8 protein-coding genes are annotated in these 16,086 nt (G+C 35.3%); 1 reads left to right on the top strand and 7 read right to left on the bottom strand.

Features of this window, described 5'->3' with window-relative positions:
- Positions 1 to 138: 138 nt before the first annotated feature.
- The 3 genes from AC1Q5Z_RS05150 to AC1Q5Z_RS05140 form a co-directional block, all read right to left on the bottom strand.
- The gene (locus AC1Q5Z_RS05150) at positions 139 to 1,716 is read right to left on the bottom strand and encodes a glycoside hydrolase family 43 protein (RefSeq protein WP_492443992.1); all 1,578 of its coding nucleotides are present in this window, start codon (positions 1,714 to 1,716) and stop codon (positions 139 to 141) included.
- Between the two features lie 165 nt (positions 1,717 to 1,881).
- Entirely contained in the window at positions 1,882 to 3,564 is a 1,683-nt protein-coding gene (locus tag AC1Q5Z_RS05145) for a sialate O-acetylesterase (RefSeq protein ID WP_492443991.1), read from the bottom strand.
- 110 nt (positions 3,565 to 3,674) lie between these two features.
- Entirely contained in the window at positions 3,675 to 5,405 is a 1,731-nt protein-coding gene (locus AC1Q5Z_RS05140) for a glycoside hydrolase family 43 protein (protein ID WP_343587699.1), read from the bottom strand.
- A 982-nt stretch (positions 5,406 to 6,387) separates the two neighbouring features.
- On the opposite strand from AC1Q5Z_RS05140, the gene AC1Q5Z_RS05135 reads away from it, so the two are divergent.
- Positions 6,388 to 9,015: a glycoside hydrolase family 3 C-terminal domain-containing protein gene (locus AC1Q5Z_RS05135; protein ID WP_343587702.1), complete on the top strand. Its 2,628-nt coding sequence runs from the start codon at positions 6,388 to 6,390 to the stop codon at positions 9,013 to 9,015.
- Positions 9,016 to 9,177: 162 nt separating this feature from the next.
- On the opposite strand, the gene AC1Q5Z_RS05130 is transcribed toward AC1Q5Z_RS05135, so the two are convergent.
- From AC1Q5Z_RS05130 to AC1Q5Z_RS05115, 4 genes are all read right to left on the bottom strand, one after another.
- Positions 9,178 to 11,295, bottom strand: a complete 2,118-nt coding sequence (locus AC1Q5Z_RS05130; RefSeq protein WP_492443990.1) for a cation:proton antiporter domain-containing protein — start codon at positions 11,293 to 11,295, stop codon at positions 9,178 to 9,180.
- Between the two features lie 3 nt (positions 11,296 to 11,298).
- Positions 11,299 to 11,874 carry a hypothetical protein gene (locus AC1Q5Z_RS05125; RefSeq protein ID WP_492443989.1) on the bottom strand — a complete coding sequence of 192 codons (576 nt, stop codon included), beginning with the start codon at positions 11,872 to 11,874 and terminating at the stop codon, positions 11,299 to 11,301.
- Positions 11,875 to 12,064: 190 nt separating this feature from the next.
- Entirely contained in the window at positions 12,065 to 13,642 is a 1,578-nt protein-coding gene (locus AC1Q5Z_RS05120) for an arylsulfatase (protein WP_492443988.1), read from the bottom strand.
- Between the two features lie 36 nt (positions 13,643 to 13,678).
- A complete protein-coding gene (locus tag AC1Q5Z_RS05115; protein ID WP_492443987.1) occupies positions 13,679 to 16,051 on the bottom strand; it encodes an arylsulfatase in 2,373 nt (790 codons plus the stop codon).
- Positions 16,052 to 16,086: the final 35 nt, after the last annotated feature.

Here is a 16,086-nt window from a genome sequence, read left to right as displayed (position 1 = left end):
TTTTTCTTTTGTGAATAATCAAACTTTTTCATCTTCCAGAAATAGTATTGATCTTTAAAATATTATTTAAAAAACAGTGCTAAATGAGTCTGCCTATACAGGTTATGTAATGAATAGTTGTTTTTCTTTGATTGTAGACTATTTAATTTCTGAAATCGTATCATCAACACGGAAATAATCAAAATCAGCGAAACCGCCTGCAGTTTTTGAAGCGTAATTAAAAAGTCCAAATCGGTAACCCATAAAATGAGGAAGTGTGTAAGGCATTTTTATAGTTTTTCCAATGCTGATCCATTTTTTTCCATCTAAACTGTAATAAAATTTTCCTTGATCTGCTTGATTTTTAAAATTGCATTCGGCTTTAAAAAACACTCTATCCTGATTTAATAAGGCACTTTCTATTTCTTTTGGATTTCCGTTCTCTGCATTTATCATAACTACTTTTTTCTTTCCATTCTCAACTTTTACACCAACTAGACCAAAATCTTTTTGCAGTAATGAAAGCCCTGCAAAATCACCTTCTTTCATATTAGAAAACTCTATCATAGTAGATCCCGAACATACAGGACCAAAAGTTCTTTGTGTCAAAATATTTTTTACCTGCGTAAAACTGCTGTCTATTTTAGATGTTCTTAATCTTAAATAACCTTTTCTTTCTTTAACAGACCAGTTTGAATTATCCGGATTATGATTCCACTGCCAGACCAACGGCAGATCATTTTCTCCATTTTTACGGGTAAATTCATCTGAGTTTACAATTCCGGGAATAAGGCTTTTATTGGCTGGAAGATCCAATTTATCAGGCACTTTACCATTTTCCCCCAATACTGGCCATCCATTTTCCCATTTTACAGGAACAAGATACGGAATACGGCCAACACCTCCTGCATCTTTAAACAAATAAGAAAACCATCTGCCATCTGGAGTATCGATAAGTCCGCCTTGTGCTACGCCCAAATCCTGAAGTCCGACTTTTCCTTCCCAAGGACCTGCCATCGAATCGGCTCTGTGTATGATTACAGTACGCATGCCGTTTTTAGGCCAGCAGATATTAAACAAATAGTATTTCCCTTTAATTTTAAAAAGCTGGGATCCTTCTGCTGGCAGCATGATCTCACTCATTGCTGGAGCATTAGCATTTTCAATTAAGACTTTCTTCGTTTCTTCTTTAACTTCTAACAAATCTTCTTTTAATTCTACAACTTGAAGTTTTCCGCCTCCCCAGACAAGATAAACTTTGCCATCATCATCAAAGAAAAGCGAATGATCATGGTACGATTTGCTTAATACAATTCTTCTCCAAGGCCCTTTTTCAATATCTTTTGTAGAAAAAATATACGTTTTATCCGTTGTTCCCGAAAAAGTACTCACATAATATACTCCATTATGATAACGCAGACTGCTTGCCCAAGAACCTCTGCCGTAATCATTTTTTCCATTATCTAAGTTTAGGCGGTCATCTTTATCTTCTAAGGTTTGGTAAGCGTAATTAACGAGATGCCAATTCACCAAATCTTTAGATTTCATAATCGGAACACCTGGATTCATGTGCATAGTTGTACTGCTCATATAGTAAGTGTCGTTTACCCTGATTATCGATAAATCTGGTACGTCGGCAAAAATAATAGGATTTTGAGCTTTGCCATTTTGAGCTTGACCCGCAAAAATGTTCATTGCTAGTGCCAAAAAAGCACATATAAAATCTTGTGTTTTCATCTTAATTTCTGTTTTCGATATTTCTAAAGCTTTAGATTTCATTTCTCTCGAACAACTGTCGAAATCCCATAGAAAAACGGACAGTTAAACAAACATCTTTTCGTCTCATTTTATTCATTTCATTTTTTTGCATGTCCTATTTTCTTTCCAAATCTAGTGGTACTTTCAAATTTGGCCCGTCGTTTCTAAAACAGTATATTTTGCAAAACTCGATTCATCAACGGGTTTGAATAGTAATTGCGAAAACATATATAAGCTGTTTTTCCATACTTTAAAATCGTGAACTCCTGGTTCTAAATAATAAATGTGCGGCACATTATTTTTAACTAAATAATCGTGAGTGCGTTGACTGTTTTCAATTAACCAATCCTTATCTCCGCAAGAAATCCAAAGCAGTTTCAGTTTCTTTTTAGTTTCCTCGGGATTTGGCACTAATTCTTCTGTTTTCTTAGTATTTGGAGCCGATGAAAACCCTCCTATCCAAGCAAATTTATCCAAGTTTCCTAAACCGAAATTCAGCGATTGTCCTCCTCCCATAGACAATCCTGCAATGGCACGATGTTCTCTATCTTTGCGAACATTATATTTTTTTTCAATAAAAGGAATTAAATCTTTTAATAGATCTTTTTCAAAATCTGCAAATGCCTGCACTTTCTCTGGCGCCATAATATTTCCCGAAGCACTATCATCTTTCATAGCTCTTCCGTTTGGCATTACCACAATCATTGGCTGTAATTTGCCTTCTGCATAAAGGTTGTCTAATATAATCTGCGGACTTCCGCCGTTAAGCCATTCTTTTTCATCTCCTCCAATTCCATGCAATAGGTATAAAACTGGGTATTTATTATTTTTAGCAAATCCTGGCGGTGTATAAATAGTTGCTTTTCTAACTGTGCCAACCGTCTTTGAATTATAACTTACCGTTTCTATTTTTCCTGTCGGAACTTTCGGGTCTAGCGCGTCGAATCCTATTGGTGCCTGAACAATAAAAGGGTCATTTGAAGCATTTGACTTGTAACCTAACAAGGAAAGCATTTTTTCTGCATAACGCTTTCCTAATTCTCTATATCCTGCAGCATTGAAATGAAGAAAATCTGCAGCAACTGTGCAACCTTTTGATGAAATTACATACGAGGTTGGAATAGTCTGAGGCAATGTTGCGATAATTTTATTCATGCTCGCACATTTCCCGTTTTGGTCTTCATTGACAGTTTCTCCAGAAAGTAAAGGCACTTTTTTAGGATCTAAATTGAGATCCCTCATCAGATTATCATAGACTATTTTGACCTTTTTCGGCCACAATGTATCACCCGTATTAGATTCTCCCTGATGTAGCAAAATTCCTTTTATGACACCTTTCTTTTGAGCAATTTTTGCCATCTCTACAAGTCTAGCATACGGACTCCCATCATATTCTTTGATTATACCCAGCATCCAGTCTGGCGCTGTTTTGATGTAACTCTCTAAATTGTCTTTATCAAAAAGTTCTATCTTACATCCTCCAACTGCAACATTTACCACTCCCACTTGTATGTTTTTAGGAAGATTGGCAACCATAATTCTTCCAAAATAATCTGTTGGTGTTAATCCAGTTTTACATCGACATAGAGGTGGTATTGCTGTATACCATTTACCCATTTCGCGGTTTAAATCTGGACAGTCTACTGCTTCCAGCACTTGAAAGCGAGGATCTATATTTATCTTGTCTTCAGCTTCTATTGGCGCGGCACCTTCCATATTAGACTGACCAAAACTTAAATAGATATGAAAATTTGGATCTTGAGAATATCCCTTCTGCCCTGCAAAAAAAAGGACTACAATTAAGAAAAATCTAATTATTGATTTCATGATATCTTGTTAAATCTAATTTTATTTAAATAATTCTAAATGAACTGCTTTACCCATTTTTCGGTATCATGTTCCAAACCAAAATAATGAGCTTTTAATGCTTTTATTTTCTATTTCAGAATTGCATTATTGGAAGCAGTAGCATACAAACCAACCAAAGCCCCTGTAAATCCTCCTGCTACATTTGTTGAAAGAACATCTCCTGAAACTCCTGTTCCAAGATTTTCAAAATCAGCGCTGTTTAAAGCATAACTAAACTGATAATTATCTCCTGCAGCTTTAACTTGCAAACGTATTGCACCCATAATTTCAATTTTTTTGCTAGCTATAATTTCAGATTGACCATTTTCTGTTCTTTCTAGCAAAACATAAGTATCTTTTCCTTTTTTAGTTACCCCAAAAACATAATTGAAATTTTCATTCTGCAGACATACAATTCCTGCCAAATCTTTCTCTGATTCAGGTTTATAATCTAATGTGGTTTCAAATGAAAAAGTGTTGTGCTGCTGTCTATAAAATAATGTTGAAGTTGGCTTTAGCTCTTTAATATTTACCGGAAATGGATTAATCTGCAAGCCTTTTTTAACAATAGAAATAAAATGTTCTCTCGGCCCTCTTAATCCTATCCATCTATAATCTAATTTTTTTGAGGTAAAATTATCTGTAAATGTAAAATTGCCATTAGGAAGAAAACCTTCTTTGCCAGTTTTGTTTATTACACCATTTGGCATTTTCAATTTTGGCTCCATTGGAATTAAGCCGTTTTCAAAAACAGGGAAAGTCCCCGACCAGTCTACTGGCAAGATAAATGTTTCGCGTCCTGTATTTACTCGGTCTTTTTCATTTGGACGAATTCCCAAAAACACACCATAATATTTATTATCAGGACCAAGCACTAAATCTGCGTGTCCAGCCCAATCTACTTTATCGGGTCTGTTTTTAGGAAAATATCTTTGAGTAAGAATTGGATTATTGGATGCTGGCTTAAAAGGACCTTTTGGACTATCGCTAATAAAAATAACTTCACTATGATTATCTCCTGTACCTCCTTCTGCACACATTAAATAATAATGATTGTCTTTCTTATACAAATGAGGCGCCTCAATCCATATTGGTTTCTTAGAAAGATCAACTCCGCCATCTACTATAATTTTATCTGTTCCAGGAATAACTTGATCTTTATCTAGATCATATTCCCATACTTTAATAACACGATGTCCATTATACAATTCTTTTCCTTTATCTGGAGCATCATTGTGCACCACATAACCTTTTCCGTTGTCATCAAAGAAAATAGAAGGATCAATTCCGTTAAAAGCCAATTTAATTGGACTTCCCCATCCATTTTTTGGATCTTTCGTTTTCACAATAATATTTCCCATATTTCCTGTAAATGCCGTTACAATCATATAGAAAGTGTCATTGTGTGGATTATAAGTAATTCCCGGCGCGTAAACACCACCACTAATGCCTGTATCATGGGGATTAAACTCTGATACATTATTCAATACTCCTCCCAAATCAGTCCAGTTTACCAAATCTTTAGAATGAAAAATTGGCACTCCTGGAAACATAGCAAATGAAGAACAAACCATATAGTAGTCCTCTCCTTTTCTTGTAATAGCAGGATCTGGATAGCATCCTTGCAGAATTGGAGAATAGAATTCATCGGGTTTTAAAGGATTTCTTTTATAGATTTCATCATCTCCCTGATATATAACACTAGAAAAGATTGGAGATCGCTTATTTGACGTTTTGTTTGATTTTTTCTCTTGGGCTGTCAGGGAGAAAAAACATAAAAATCCGATAAAGTATAAAAAAGATATTTTTTTTGTAATCATTGCTGCTTCTATTTTAATCGTTTTTACTTGTTTTAATTGTTTGAAAGACTTGATTGAAAAACTAGAAAAAGTTAATTGCCTAACGCAAAAATGGCCGAGCTGTACTCACATAAAATTCTAAGCACATATGCATGCAAAACCTGTAATTATGAGAATACTATAATTACAACGAATTCTGCAAATAGTCCATTTTAGCTTGTTTTACATTCATAAAAAGTTAGTTTAATTATTTAAAGTAGTTTTGTTCGCTAGCTATTTTAAACACTTAAAGAGCTTAAATATAACAATATTTTATAAGTGTATTTTTTACAAATATAAACAAATAACCATAAAACACAATCGGTTGTGTTATTTTTTATTGATAACTATAAAAAAAATAGCAATGAAAAACATTTTAATCGCATAAAAAAACATAAAAAACTTACAAAACATTAAATTCAATTAGAATACTGGCATACTATTTAATGAAAACTATCTCTTAATGCGATATCATTACAGAAAATATAAAAAGATAAAATCCTACCTTTTATTTTAAAGTTTTAAACTTTAGCATTTCTGGGATCACAAATAGCTAAAAAAATAATCACTACAATCATACATTATTGTATCACTGTATAATAACTACTCTTAAGTATAAAAAACGAACATCAAAATGAAAAGAGTTTGCGCGTAACGTTCTTTAGCTATCCTGTTTATTTGTAAAATTAAATGCATCCAAAAATCATCAAATTAAGGAAATTTCATTTAGTCCGGAATATTCAAAAAAAATGCCTCTGCTATTTTAATTATACAATACAATAGCTTGAATAAGCAATAAAAACACAATATTTAGCATAATAAATTATTGATAAATCAAAAAAAAATCATTTTTTACGAAATAAAAATTTCAGGTTAGACAAATTTTTCTTTTCTTTACGCAATCGGTTGTATTTTTTTTTCTAGAACATAAATCGACTTTCGCTTCAAATAAAAAATTATCTGCATGAAAACAAAAAACATAAAATATCAAATTCTACTATTGATCTCATTTTGCATTTCAGCACAAAATAATGAGCCAAAATTTCTTTTTCAAAATACCAGTACCACATTTGAGGAACGAGTCGAAAACTTAATCAGTCAGCTTACATTAGAAGAAAAAGTAGCACAAATGCTAAATGCCGCACCTGCGATCCCAAGGCTTGGAATTCCAGCTTATGACTGGTGGAATGAAACTCTACACGGTGTTGCAAGAACTCCTTTTAAAACAACAGTTTTTCCGCAGGCCATTGCAATGGCTGCAACCTTTGATAAAAATTCTCTTTATAAAATGGCCGATTATTCTGCTCTAGAAGGCAGGGCAATATACAATAAGGCAGTGGAGCTTAAAAGAACAAACGAACGTTATTTGGGACTAACCTACTGGACTCCTAATATCAATATTTTTCGTGACCCAAGATGGGGACGCGGACAGGAGACTTATGGAGAAGATCCCTATTTAACAGCTACGTTAGGTGACGCTTTTGTAAAAGGGCTTCAGGGTGATGATCCCAAATACTTAAAAGCTGCAGCCTGCGCAAAACACTACGCCGTACATAGCGGACCAGAATCTCTACGACATACTTTTGATGTTGATGTCACTCCTTATGAACTGTGGGATACTTATCTGCCAGCGTTCAAAAAATTAGTTACCGAATCGAAGGTAGCTGGAGTAATGTGTGCCTATAATGCATTTAGAACACAGCCCTGTTGTGCAAGTGATATCCTTATGAATGACATTCTGAGAAAAGAATGGCATTTTGACGGCTATGTCACATCGGACTGTTGGGCTATCGACGATTTTTTTAAAAATCATAAAACCCATCCTGATGCTGAATCAGCCGCTGCAGACGCAGTATATCATGGAACAGATGTTGATTGTGGAACCGACGCCTACAAATCGCTTGTGTCAGCTGTTAAAAACGGAAAAATTACTGAGGAGCAGATTAATATTTCTGTAAAACGTCTTTTCTTGATCCGCTTTAAATTAGGAATGTTTGATCCTGTTTCGATGGTTAAATATGCACAGACTCCAAGTTCTGTTTTAGAATGTGAAGAACATAGCAATCATGCGTTAAAAATGGCCAGACAATCTATAGTTCTGCTAAAAAATGAAAAAAATACGCTGCCATTGAGCAAAAAACTCAAAAAAATTGTTGTGTTAGGGCCAAATGCAGATAATTCAATCTCCATTCTTGGAAATTACAACGGAACCCCATCTAAGTTAACAACTGTATTACAGGGCATAAAAGAAAAAGTAAGCGCCGATACAGAAGTTATTTATGAAAAGGCTGTCAACTTTACGAATGATACTCTATTGGTTTACAAAAATCTTAAAAACCAATATTCTTATGAAGGAAAACAAGGTTTTAAGGCAGAATATTTTACTAATAAAACATTGTCTGGTAAACCTGAAACTACAAGAACTGAATCTGAAATAAATAATTTTTGGCAAGAAGGAGAAATTATTACTAAAAACATCAAAGCAAATCATTTTTCAGCACGATATACCACTAATTTTAAAGCTGACGAAAATGGTTCAATCACTTTTGAAATTCGTGCAGATGATGGCTACAGATTCATCATAGATGGAAAAGAAGTCATAAATGCTTGGGAGAAAAACCGATGGGGCGAAAAAACCTATAGACTTCAAACCAAAAAAGATGCAGTTTACAATTTAGTGCTAGAATACTGGCAAGGTGAAGGAAAAGCCGAAGTGTCATTGCAAACAGGAAATTTTATAAAAACCGATTTCAATACTTTAATTGAACGTCATAAAAATGCAGACGCATTCATTTTCGTAGGAGGTATTTCACCACAGCTTGAAGGAGAAGAAATGCCAGTAAATGTTCCAGGATTTAACGGCGGAGATCGTACCTCTATATTGCTTCCTGAAATACAGACACAACTTTTAAAAACTCTTAAATCTTCCGGGAAACCAGTAGTTTTTCTAATGATGACAGGTAGTGCAATAGCTGTTCCGTGGGAAGCAGAAAATATACCAGCAATACTTAATGTATGGTACGGCGGACAATCTGCTGGAACTGCTTCTGCTGATGTTCTTTTTGGCGATTATAATCCTGCCGGAAGACTTCCTGTGACTTTTTACAAAAGCGACTCTGATTTACCTTTGTTTACTGATTATAAAATGGAAAACAAAACATACCGTTATTTTAAAGGCACTCCATTGTATGGTTTTGGCTATGGTTTAAGTTATACCGAGTTTAAATACAGCGAGCTAAAAATCCCAGAAAAAATCAAAAAAGGACAGCCAATCACAATTTCTGTCAAAGTAACAAATTCAGGAAAAATGGAAGGAGAAGAAGTCTCGCAACTGTATTTGGTTAATCTAGATTCGACAATAAAGGCACCTTTAAAAAGCCTTAAAGGATTTGAAAGATTTAATTTGAAACCTGGCCAAAGTACTGTCGTAAGCTTTAATCTTTCTCCAGAAGATCTTTCCTATGTAACCGAAGACGGAAGCCTAAAACAATATCAAGACAAAGTTCAGATAGCTGTAGGTGGCCGTCAACCTGACGAAAAGGAAAAAGGAAAAAATAATTTAATAACTAAAACTTTAAAAATAGAAAAATAACCGCTTTTAAAAACGTTAAAACATTAGTTTTAGCGTTTTTTTTTATGTTTTTTCAGAACTGTTTGACCATCTTTTACAACTATAACCTAAAGGTTCAAAAAATTAAAAAGCTGAGCAAGTACAACAGCTCAGCTTCTATATTTACCTTAAGGCTTTTAAATCTTATTTAAAAATATTTCTTATCGCTTTTCCGATTTCAGCAAAATCATCATGACTGCTTACTGATCTTTTTTCGGTATTGTTTGAGGTAGTTTTAGAAAAAGGATAGATGAGCATGTAGTTGTTATTACTGAATTTCAGATTTAAAAGATCTGGAATATCTCGCATTCGCGAAAAATACGAGTGCATTCCCCTATCTCCCATCATAATAATTAATCCTTCATTTTCTTCAATAGTCAGAGCGGTTTGCTGGGCATCTTCCCAATTTTCAAAAACATCAAATGTTGCTTCTATAGAGGCTTTTTTAGCGATTCGTTTTAAGATATTTAGTGTTTTTTCCTTTCCATAGAAACTCATTTTGGCTCCAGAATTACGGCCAATATTCCAAATTCTCAACATCGAATGAAAAAATCCCGCATCCAATTCGGCATCTGCTGGAATAAAAACCAGATATCTTTTAATAGTCGCTGCTGGCTGAACCGCATGATAGACCATTAAATTGATATTTTTGTTTCGGAGATAACCATTATACAAATTGTATACAAATGAAGCCGAAAAGCCTTTTCCGCCTTCTAGACCTACAATAAGATCGGTAATATCTTTTTCTTTTATCACATTGCTTATTCCGCCAGCTGTATCATTATCGTGACGCGTAATTGGATGCAATTCTACATCTGCAGCCGAAGCGGCTTTTATCGCGCTTTCTAATATTCTTTCTGCATTTTTTTCAGAAGATTCATTAGCATCTTCATTAATCACATTTACGGCGTAAAGCTGTTTATTAGATGCTGTTTTTACCATCAAGCCAAGATTCACCATTTTTTCTACTGTAGCTTCATGGTTCACAGCAAGCAATATATTTTCTTTTTCTTTACTATCACCCGACACTGTGTTGTCTTTTTCTGCTTGTGCAATGCGTTGTGCACTCGCCATAGAGACAAACGATGATATGGTACAAGAAACCAAAATAAGAAGAATACTGCCGTTAAGCACATGTTCGTTTAAAAGTCTTATAGGTTCACCCGCATCATTTTCGCCAATAATTATATTATAACCAACCATAACAGAAGCCAATGTCGCTGCCGCTGATGCCGAACTCAGTCCAAAAATTAACTGTCCTTCATCATTTGTTAGTCTAAATATTTTCTTTGTTAGTATTGCCGCAACATATTTTCCTCCTATTGATGCCACCAACATAATTGATGCTACCCATAAAGTTTCCCAACTTTGTATAAATGCATTAAAATCAATCAGCATTCCCACACTGATTAGGAAGAAAGGAATAAAAATCGCATTTCCGACAAACTCAACCCTGTTCATTAGTGATGATGTATGCGGAATTAATTTATTTAAGGCCAATCCAGCAAAAAAAGCTCCAATGATCGATTCGATTCCTGCCAATTCAGCCAAAAGTGCTGCCAGATAAATCATAACCAATACAAAAAGATATTGCGAGATTTTGTCATCTACAGTTTTAAAAAACCATCTAGCAATTATTGGAAAAATGAGCAGTACAATTAAAGCAAAGACAACCATTGAAACGGATAATTTGACCCAAAAAGCTGTTCCCACTTCGCCCTGCGACATTCCAACAATAGCAGCTAAAACCAAAAGCGAAAGTACATCAGTAATCATCGTTCCGCCAACTGTAATATTTACGGCGAGGTTTTTAGCAATTCCCAAACCACTTACCATTGGATACACAATTAAAGTATGAGACGAAAAAAGACTGGCAAACAATATTGAGGTAAGCAGTGAAAAATGAAGTAAATAATAACCGCCTACAAGTCCTAAAGCAAACGGAACGGCAAAAGTGAAAATCGAAAAGATAATGCTCTTCCATTTGTTCTTTTTAAAATCGGCCATATCAATTTCTAGACCTGCTAGAAACATGATATACAAAAGACCTGTAGTACCTGTAACTACAACGCTGCTGTCTCTAGAAAGCACTCCAAATCCATTTGGACCAATAAGAGCACCGGCAATAATAAGACCGAGCAAATGTGGTACCTTTATTTTGTTCAATAAAAGCGGAATGCATAAAATAATGATAATTTCGATAAGATACTTTAAAAGAGGATCTTCGATAGGAAAGGTTATATGATGTATACTCAGTAGCATAAATTACTTTTTAGTAGATGGAGTAAGTTCGACTGAGAATTTTGCGATACAATTATCCTGACCAGTTATAGTCTGCGTGCCTTTTATGATATTTTTTTTAATATCATCTAGCACTACGCTCACTTTTATTTTGTTTTTTGAAGAGGCTTCTTTTGCCGAATCAAGGACGATTTTACTTTCTAAATATTGTCCAGCAAAAACACGTTTAATTTCGTTATTGCTTAAAACGTTTGTAAACATTCCTGTAGAATCTGAAACAAACTCCCAAACCTCGCTGCGCTGATCGCCAATAACATAATTACTGCAGTTCGATTCTCTGCAGATCATTTTGCTATTCCATGTAACCTTAAGATTTTCTGGCCATTCTTTTACTTTAGGAAGTGTATCTTTTACTTTAGAAATAGACAACAAACTGTCTCTCATTTTTAAAAGCTTATCATAATCTGCTTCTTTATCTTGAAATTGTTTTTCTCTTTCTAAAAGCGCATTTTCACGCACAATAATCTCCTGTTCTTTTTTATTGCTACAGGATAGGAAAACAAGAATAAACAGGATAAAAAAAAGTCTCTTTAAAGTCATAAAAATTGGTTTTGGATTCTACAAGATAAGCAGAAAAATCCTTTTAGCAGATAAAAAACAGGTTTTACTGCCAATTTTGACACTAAAATAAAATTTAGACTACTTTTTTATTAGCTGCCACTTTTCAAGAAAAAATAAAAAACTCCTCTTAAACAGAGGAGTTTTCCAATTTGTACTAATTTCAAAATTATTATTCCGCACCTGGTTTTTTCAAACCAATATCTTTCATTGGATATTTTTGATAAGTAGCAAGATGTGCAGCAATTAATTGCATTACGCCAGGAATTCCCCATTCAAAAAAGCGATGTCCTGTACTTAATTGTTCTTTTGGATCTGTATATAAATTATAAACCCATGGACTCATACCAACTCCTTCAATTGTAGATTGGTCAATATTTTTTCTAAGTCCCGAAGTGTTAAAAACATTCATGTGCATTTTGTATTCCTGCCAGCGTACAGCCATGAATTTAGTTTCTGAATACATAAAAACAGCATTTCGATTCGACACCCCTTTGTCTGACAGAAAAAACGATAACTGATCTACTCCATCAATATAATTGGATGAAGGAATTTTATCTAAAACTCCTGCTGCTGAAAGAGAAGTATTAAACATATCGCAAATATCAAATAATCCATCACTTATGCGCCCCGGCGCAATCATGCCTTTCCAGTACGCAATTCCCGGTACTCTAACTCCGCCTTCCCAAGTTGTTCCTTTTCCTCCTCTAAATGGTGTATAACCGCTATCTGGCCAAACATCCTCATTTGGTCCATTATCTGAAGTAATGAAAACTAATGTGTTTTCATCTATTTTTAAGTCTTGCAAAAGTTTCATTAGTCGGCCAACGATATCATCAACTTCTACTACAGCATCTTTATATGGAAAAGCTGCTGGACTTTTTCCTTTATAACCTTCAGATACGTAATTGTCATTGTGCACTTTAGAAAAAGAATGAATCAAATAAAAAGGTTTATCTTCTTTAACCGAACGTCTGATGAAATCTTCACTATAATTAGCAAAAACTTGATCTACTTTTGATAGCTCTTCAATAGTAGAAATTGGTTGCACAATTTTATTCTCGCCACCTTTTTTACCTGTTAAGATATTCTGATCAACCAGTTTTTTCATTGCTGCCAATCGTTCTGGCTTATTGATTAAATCTGGATAAATCCATTCGTTTACAAACTGTGCATATTCTGACTGAACAGAACCAAATCCAAGCCATTCATCATAACCAACATCATTTGGAAGACTTCCTTTGCTTTCGCCTAAATGCCATTTTCCTGAAAGAGCGGTTTTATAACCATTTTGTGAAAGTAATTTTGCAGTTGTATTTTCTGAAGCCCACGGATTTACTTTAGGATTTTCACCTGTCAAAGTTGGTCGTGTCAATCCTGATCTTGCTGGTATTCTTCCGGTCATAATCGCGGCACGACTTGGCGTACAAGTTGGCTGCGAATATGTTGATGTAAGCTGTAAACCTTCGTGAGATACTTTGTCAATATTGGGAGTTGGCGCACCAATAGCAACACCGCCTCCATAAACACCAATATCTCCGTACCCCATATCATCAATAAGAATAATCAAGATATTAGGTTTCTTCTTTAATTTGCTCATTTTATCCTTCATTTCTTTATCCTGATCTGGATGCGGAATTGCAGGTTCTAAATAATCTTTTACTTTAACTGTTGGGTTAAAATAATTTTGCTGTGCGCTCATTTCAGCGACAAAAGCTAAGGCTACTAATAGGACAATATATTTTTTCATAATTCTTTGATTTATGCTAAAATTATTAATTCATAATTATTTCAAGTCTATGTCTACTTTGTCAATAATTCCCGTAAACTTAAATGGCGTTTTATAAGAATTTGCAACTGGCGACCCTGAATCTTCACCAATTCCGAATGTATCGATTCCGAAGCGAGCTGCGACAGTTTTATCAATTCGTCCTTCGCCGACTAATTTATCGTTGATATACAGTTTTCCAGTGCCGCCTTTTCCTGTTCCGCCTCCATCATAGGCAAAATCAAATCGTACGGTGCTTTTTCCAATTGGAAGCGATTCTTTAGAAGTGATAACGTAACGGCCTTCGTCAAAATAATTATAATGATATACTAATTTTCCGTTTTGGACATACAATACAAATCCCGCCGAACTTCCGCCCGAAGCCACAATTACGCCGTTATCGGATTTTGATTTCAATTCAATTTCGGCCGTAATCCTGTGCGATTTATTTTTAGTATTTGGAGAAGCAGTTTCAGCCAGCCTTGTTGCACCTGCATAAAATGTAAAATGCTTGCGTTTAGGATCAGAAGGTGTAGGTTTAGGAGAAACCAAACGTCCAGTTCCTCTATCATCAAGAGGATAAACGTTATATTTCTTGGCCTCTTCATCAAAAATTGCTTTCAATTCTTTCAGCTTTTCAGGATATTTTTTAGCCAAATCAATCGATTCGCTGTAATCTTCATCAATATTATACAGTTCCCATTTGTCTTTATCCCAATTTCCTGGCGCATAATCTTGTCTCCAAGGAAAGGTGTGCTGTGTCGCTGCTACCCAACCGTTATCATAAATCGCACGGTTACTGAAAACTTCAAAATATTGTCTGGTTCTAACGGGTTTAGCATTTTTATCGGTGAAAGTTGATAAGAACGAAACACCATCCATAGGTTTTTGCTCTACGCCATCGACTGTTTTTGGCGCTGGCAAATGAGAAGCATCTAGAACCGTTGGAAGCACATCTATCAAATGCACAAACTGACTGCGCATGCCGCCTTTGTCTTTTATCACTTTTGGCCAGCTAACCACCATAGGATTTCGGCTTCCGCCAAAGTGAGAAGCTACTTGTTTTACCCACTGAAAAGGAGCATTTCCTGCCCACGCCCATCCTACAGGATAATGCGGTTCTGTATCTGGCCCACCAATTTGATCAATATGCTTCATATTGTCTGCCAAAGGAGTTGGAATACCATTTAATGCTTTTATTTCGTTAAGTGTTCCATCCATTCCTCCTTCAGAACTTGCGCCATTATCTCCAACAATATAAAATATCAAGGTATTGTCGGCATCTGGAAGTTTGCTTATGGCTTCTAAAAGTCGACCCGTTTCATGATCGGCAAACGAAAGATATCCTGCATAATTTTCCATCAAACGCGCAAACAATTTTTTCTGATCTGCCGAAAGTTTATCCCAAGGAGTAACCCAATCAGGTCTTGGAGTCAATTTTGTTCCTTGAGGAATAATTCCCATTTTCAGTTGACGTTCGTAAGTTTCTTGTCTCACTACATCCCAACCTTTATCAAATTGCCCTTTGAATTTGTCACGCCATTCTTTTGGTGCATGATGTGGTGCATGTGCAGCTCCTGGAGCAAAATACATCATAACCGGTTTTTGAGGTGCAACCGATTTACTATATTCTAACCAATTAATTGCTCTATCGGTCATATCGGTCATAAAATGATAACCTTGTTCTGGAGTTTTATCTGGTTCTACCGCTTTAGTATTTTCAAAAAGAACTGGATAATATTGATGCGTTTCTCCACCAATAAATCCGTAAAAATAATCGAATCCTAAACCTGTTGGCCAACGATCAAATGGTCCAGTAATGCTACTTTCCCAATCTGGCGTATTGTGGTTTTTACCAAACCAGCTCGTGCTATATCCGTTTCCTTTTAAAATTCTACCAGATGTTGCAGTAGTTTTTGGAATCATACAATTGTAGCTTGGATATCCTGTTGCCCACTCAGCCAAAAAGCCTGAGCCTGCATTGTGATGATTTCTTCCCGTTAACAACGCAGCACGCGAAGGTCCGCAGATTGCAGTAGTATGAAATCTATTGTATTTTAAGCCATTTGCTGCGAGTTTATCCAATTCTGGAGTTGGAACTGGGCCACCGAAAGTGCTTACTTGTCCAAATCCAACATCATCTAAAAGAATAATAATTACGTTTGGCGCTCCTTGCGGAGGTGTAACCAATTTTGGCCATTCTTCTTTGGAATCTTTGTAGGTTTCTCCAATTTTTCCGCCAAAAGGAGGTTCTGGAATTGGCAGTGTAGTTCGGTCGAGTTCTCCTGAATCTGTTTTTTCTGTTACAGAATCGGTTTTCTGAGATTGATTGCAGCTGAAGAGAAATACAGCTAAAATGAAGAGCAGTTTTGGGCTAATAAACGGTTTCATATTACGGGATTTTGTTATTCGTAATAAATTTACAA

The organism is Flavobacterium sp. GW823-FHT06G12, assembly GCF_058794775.1.
The sequence above is the reverse complement of the archived record's forward strand: the minus strand, read 5'-3'. Positions and strand labels throughout refer to the sequence as shown.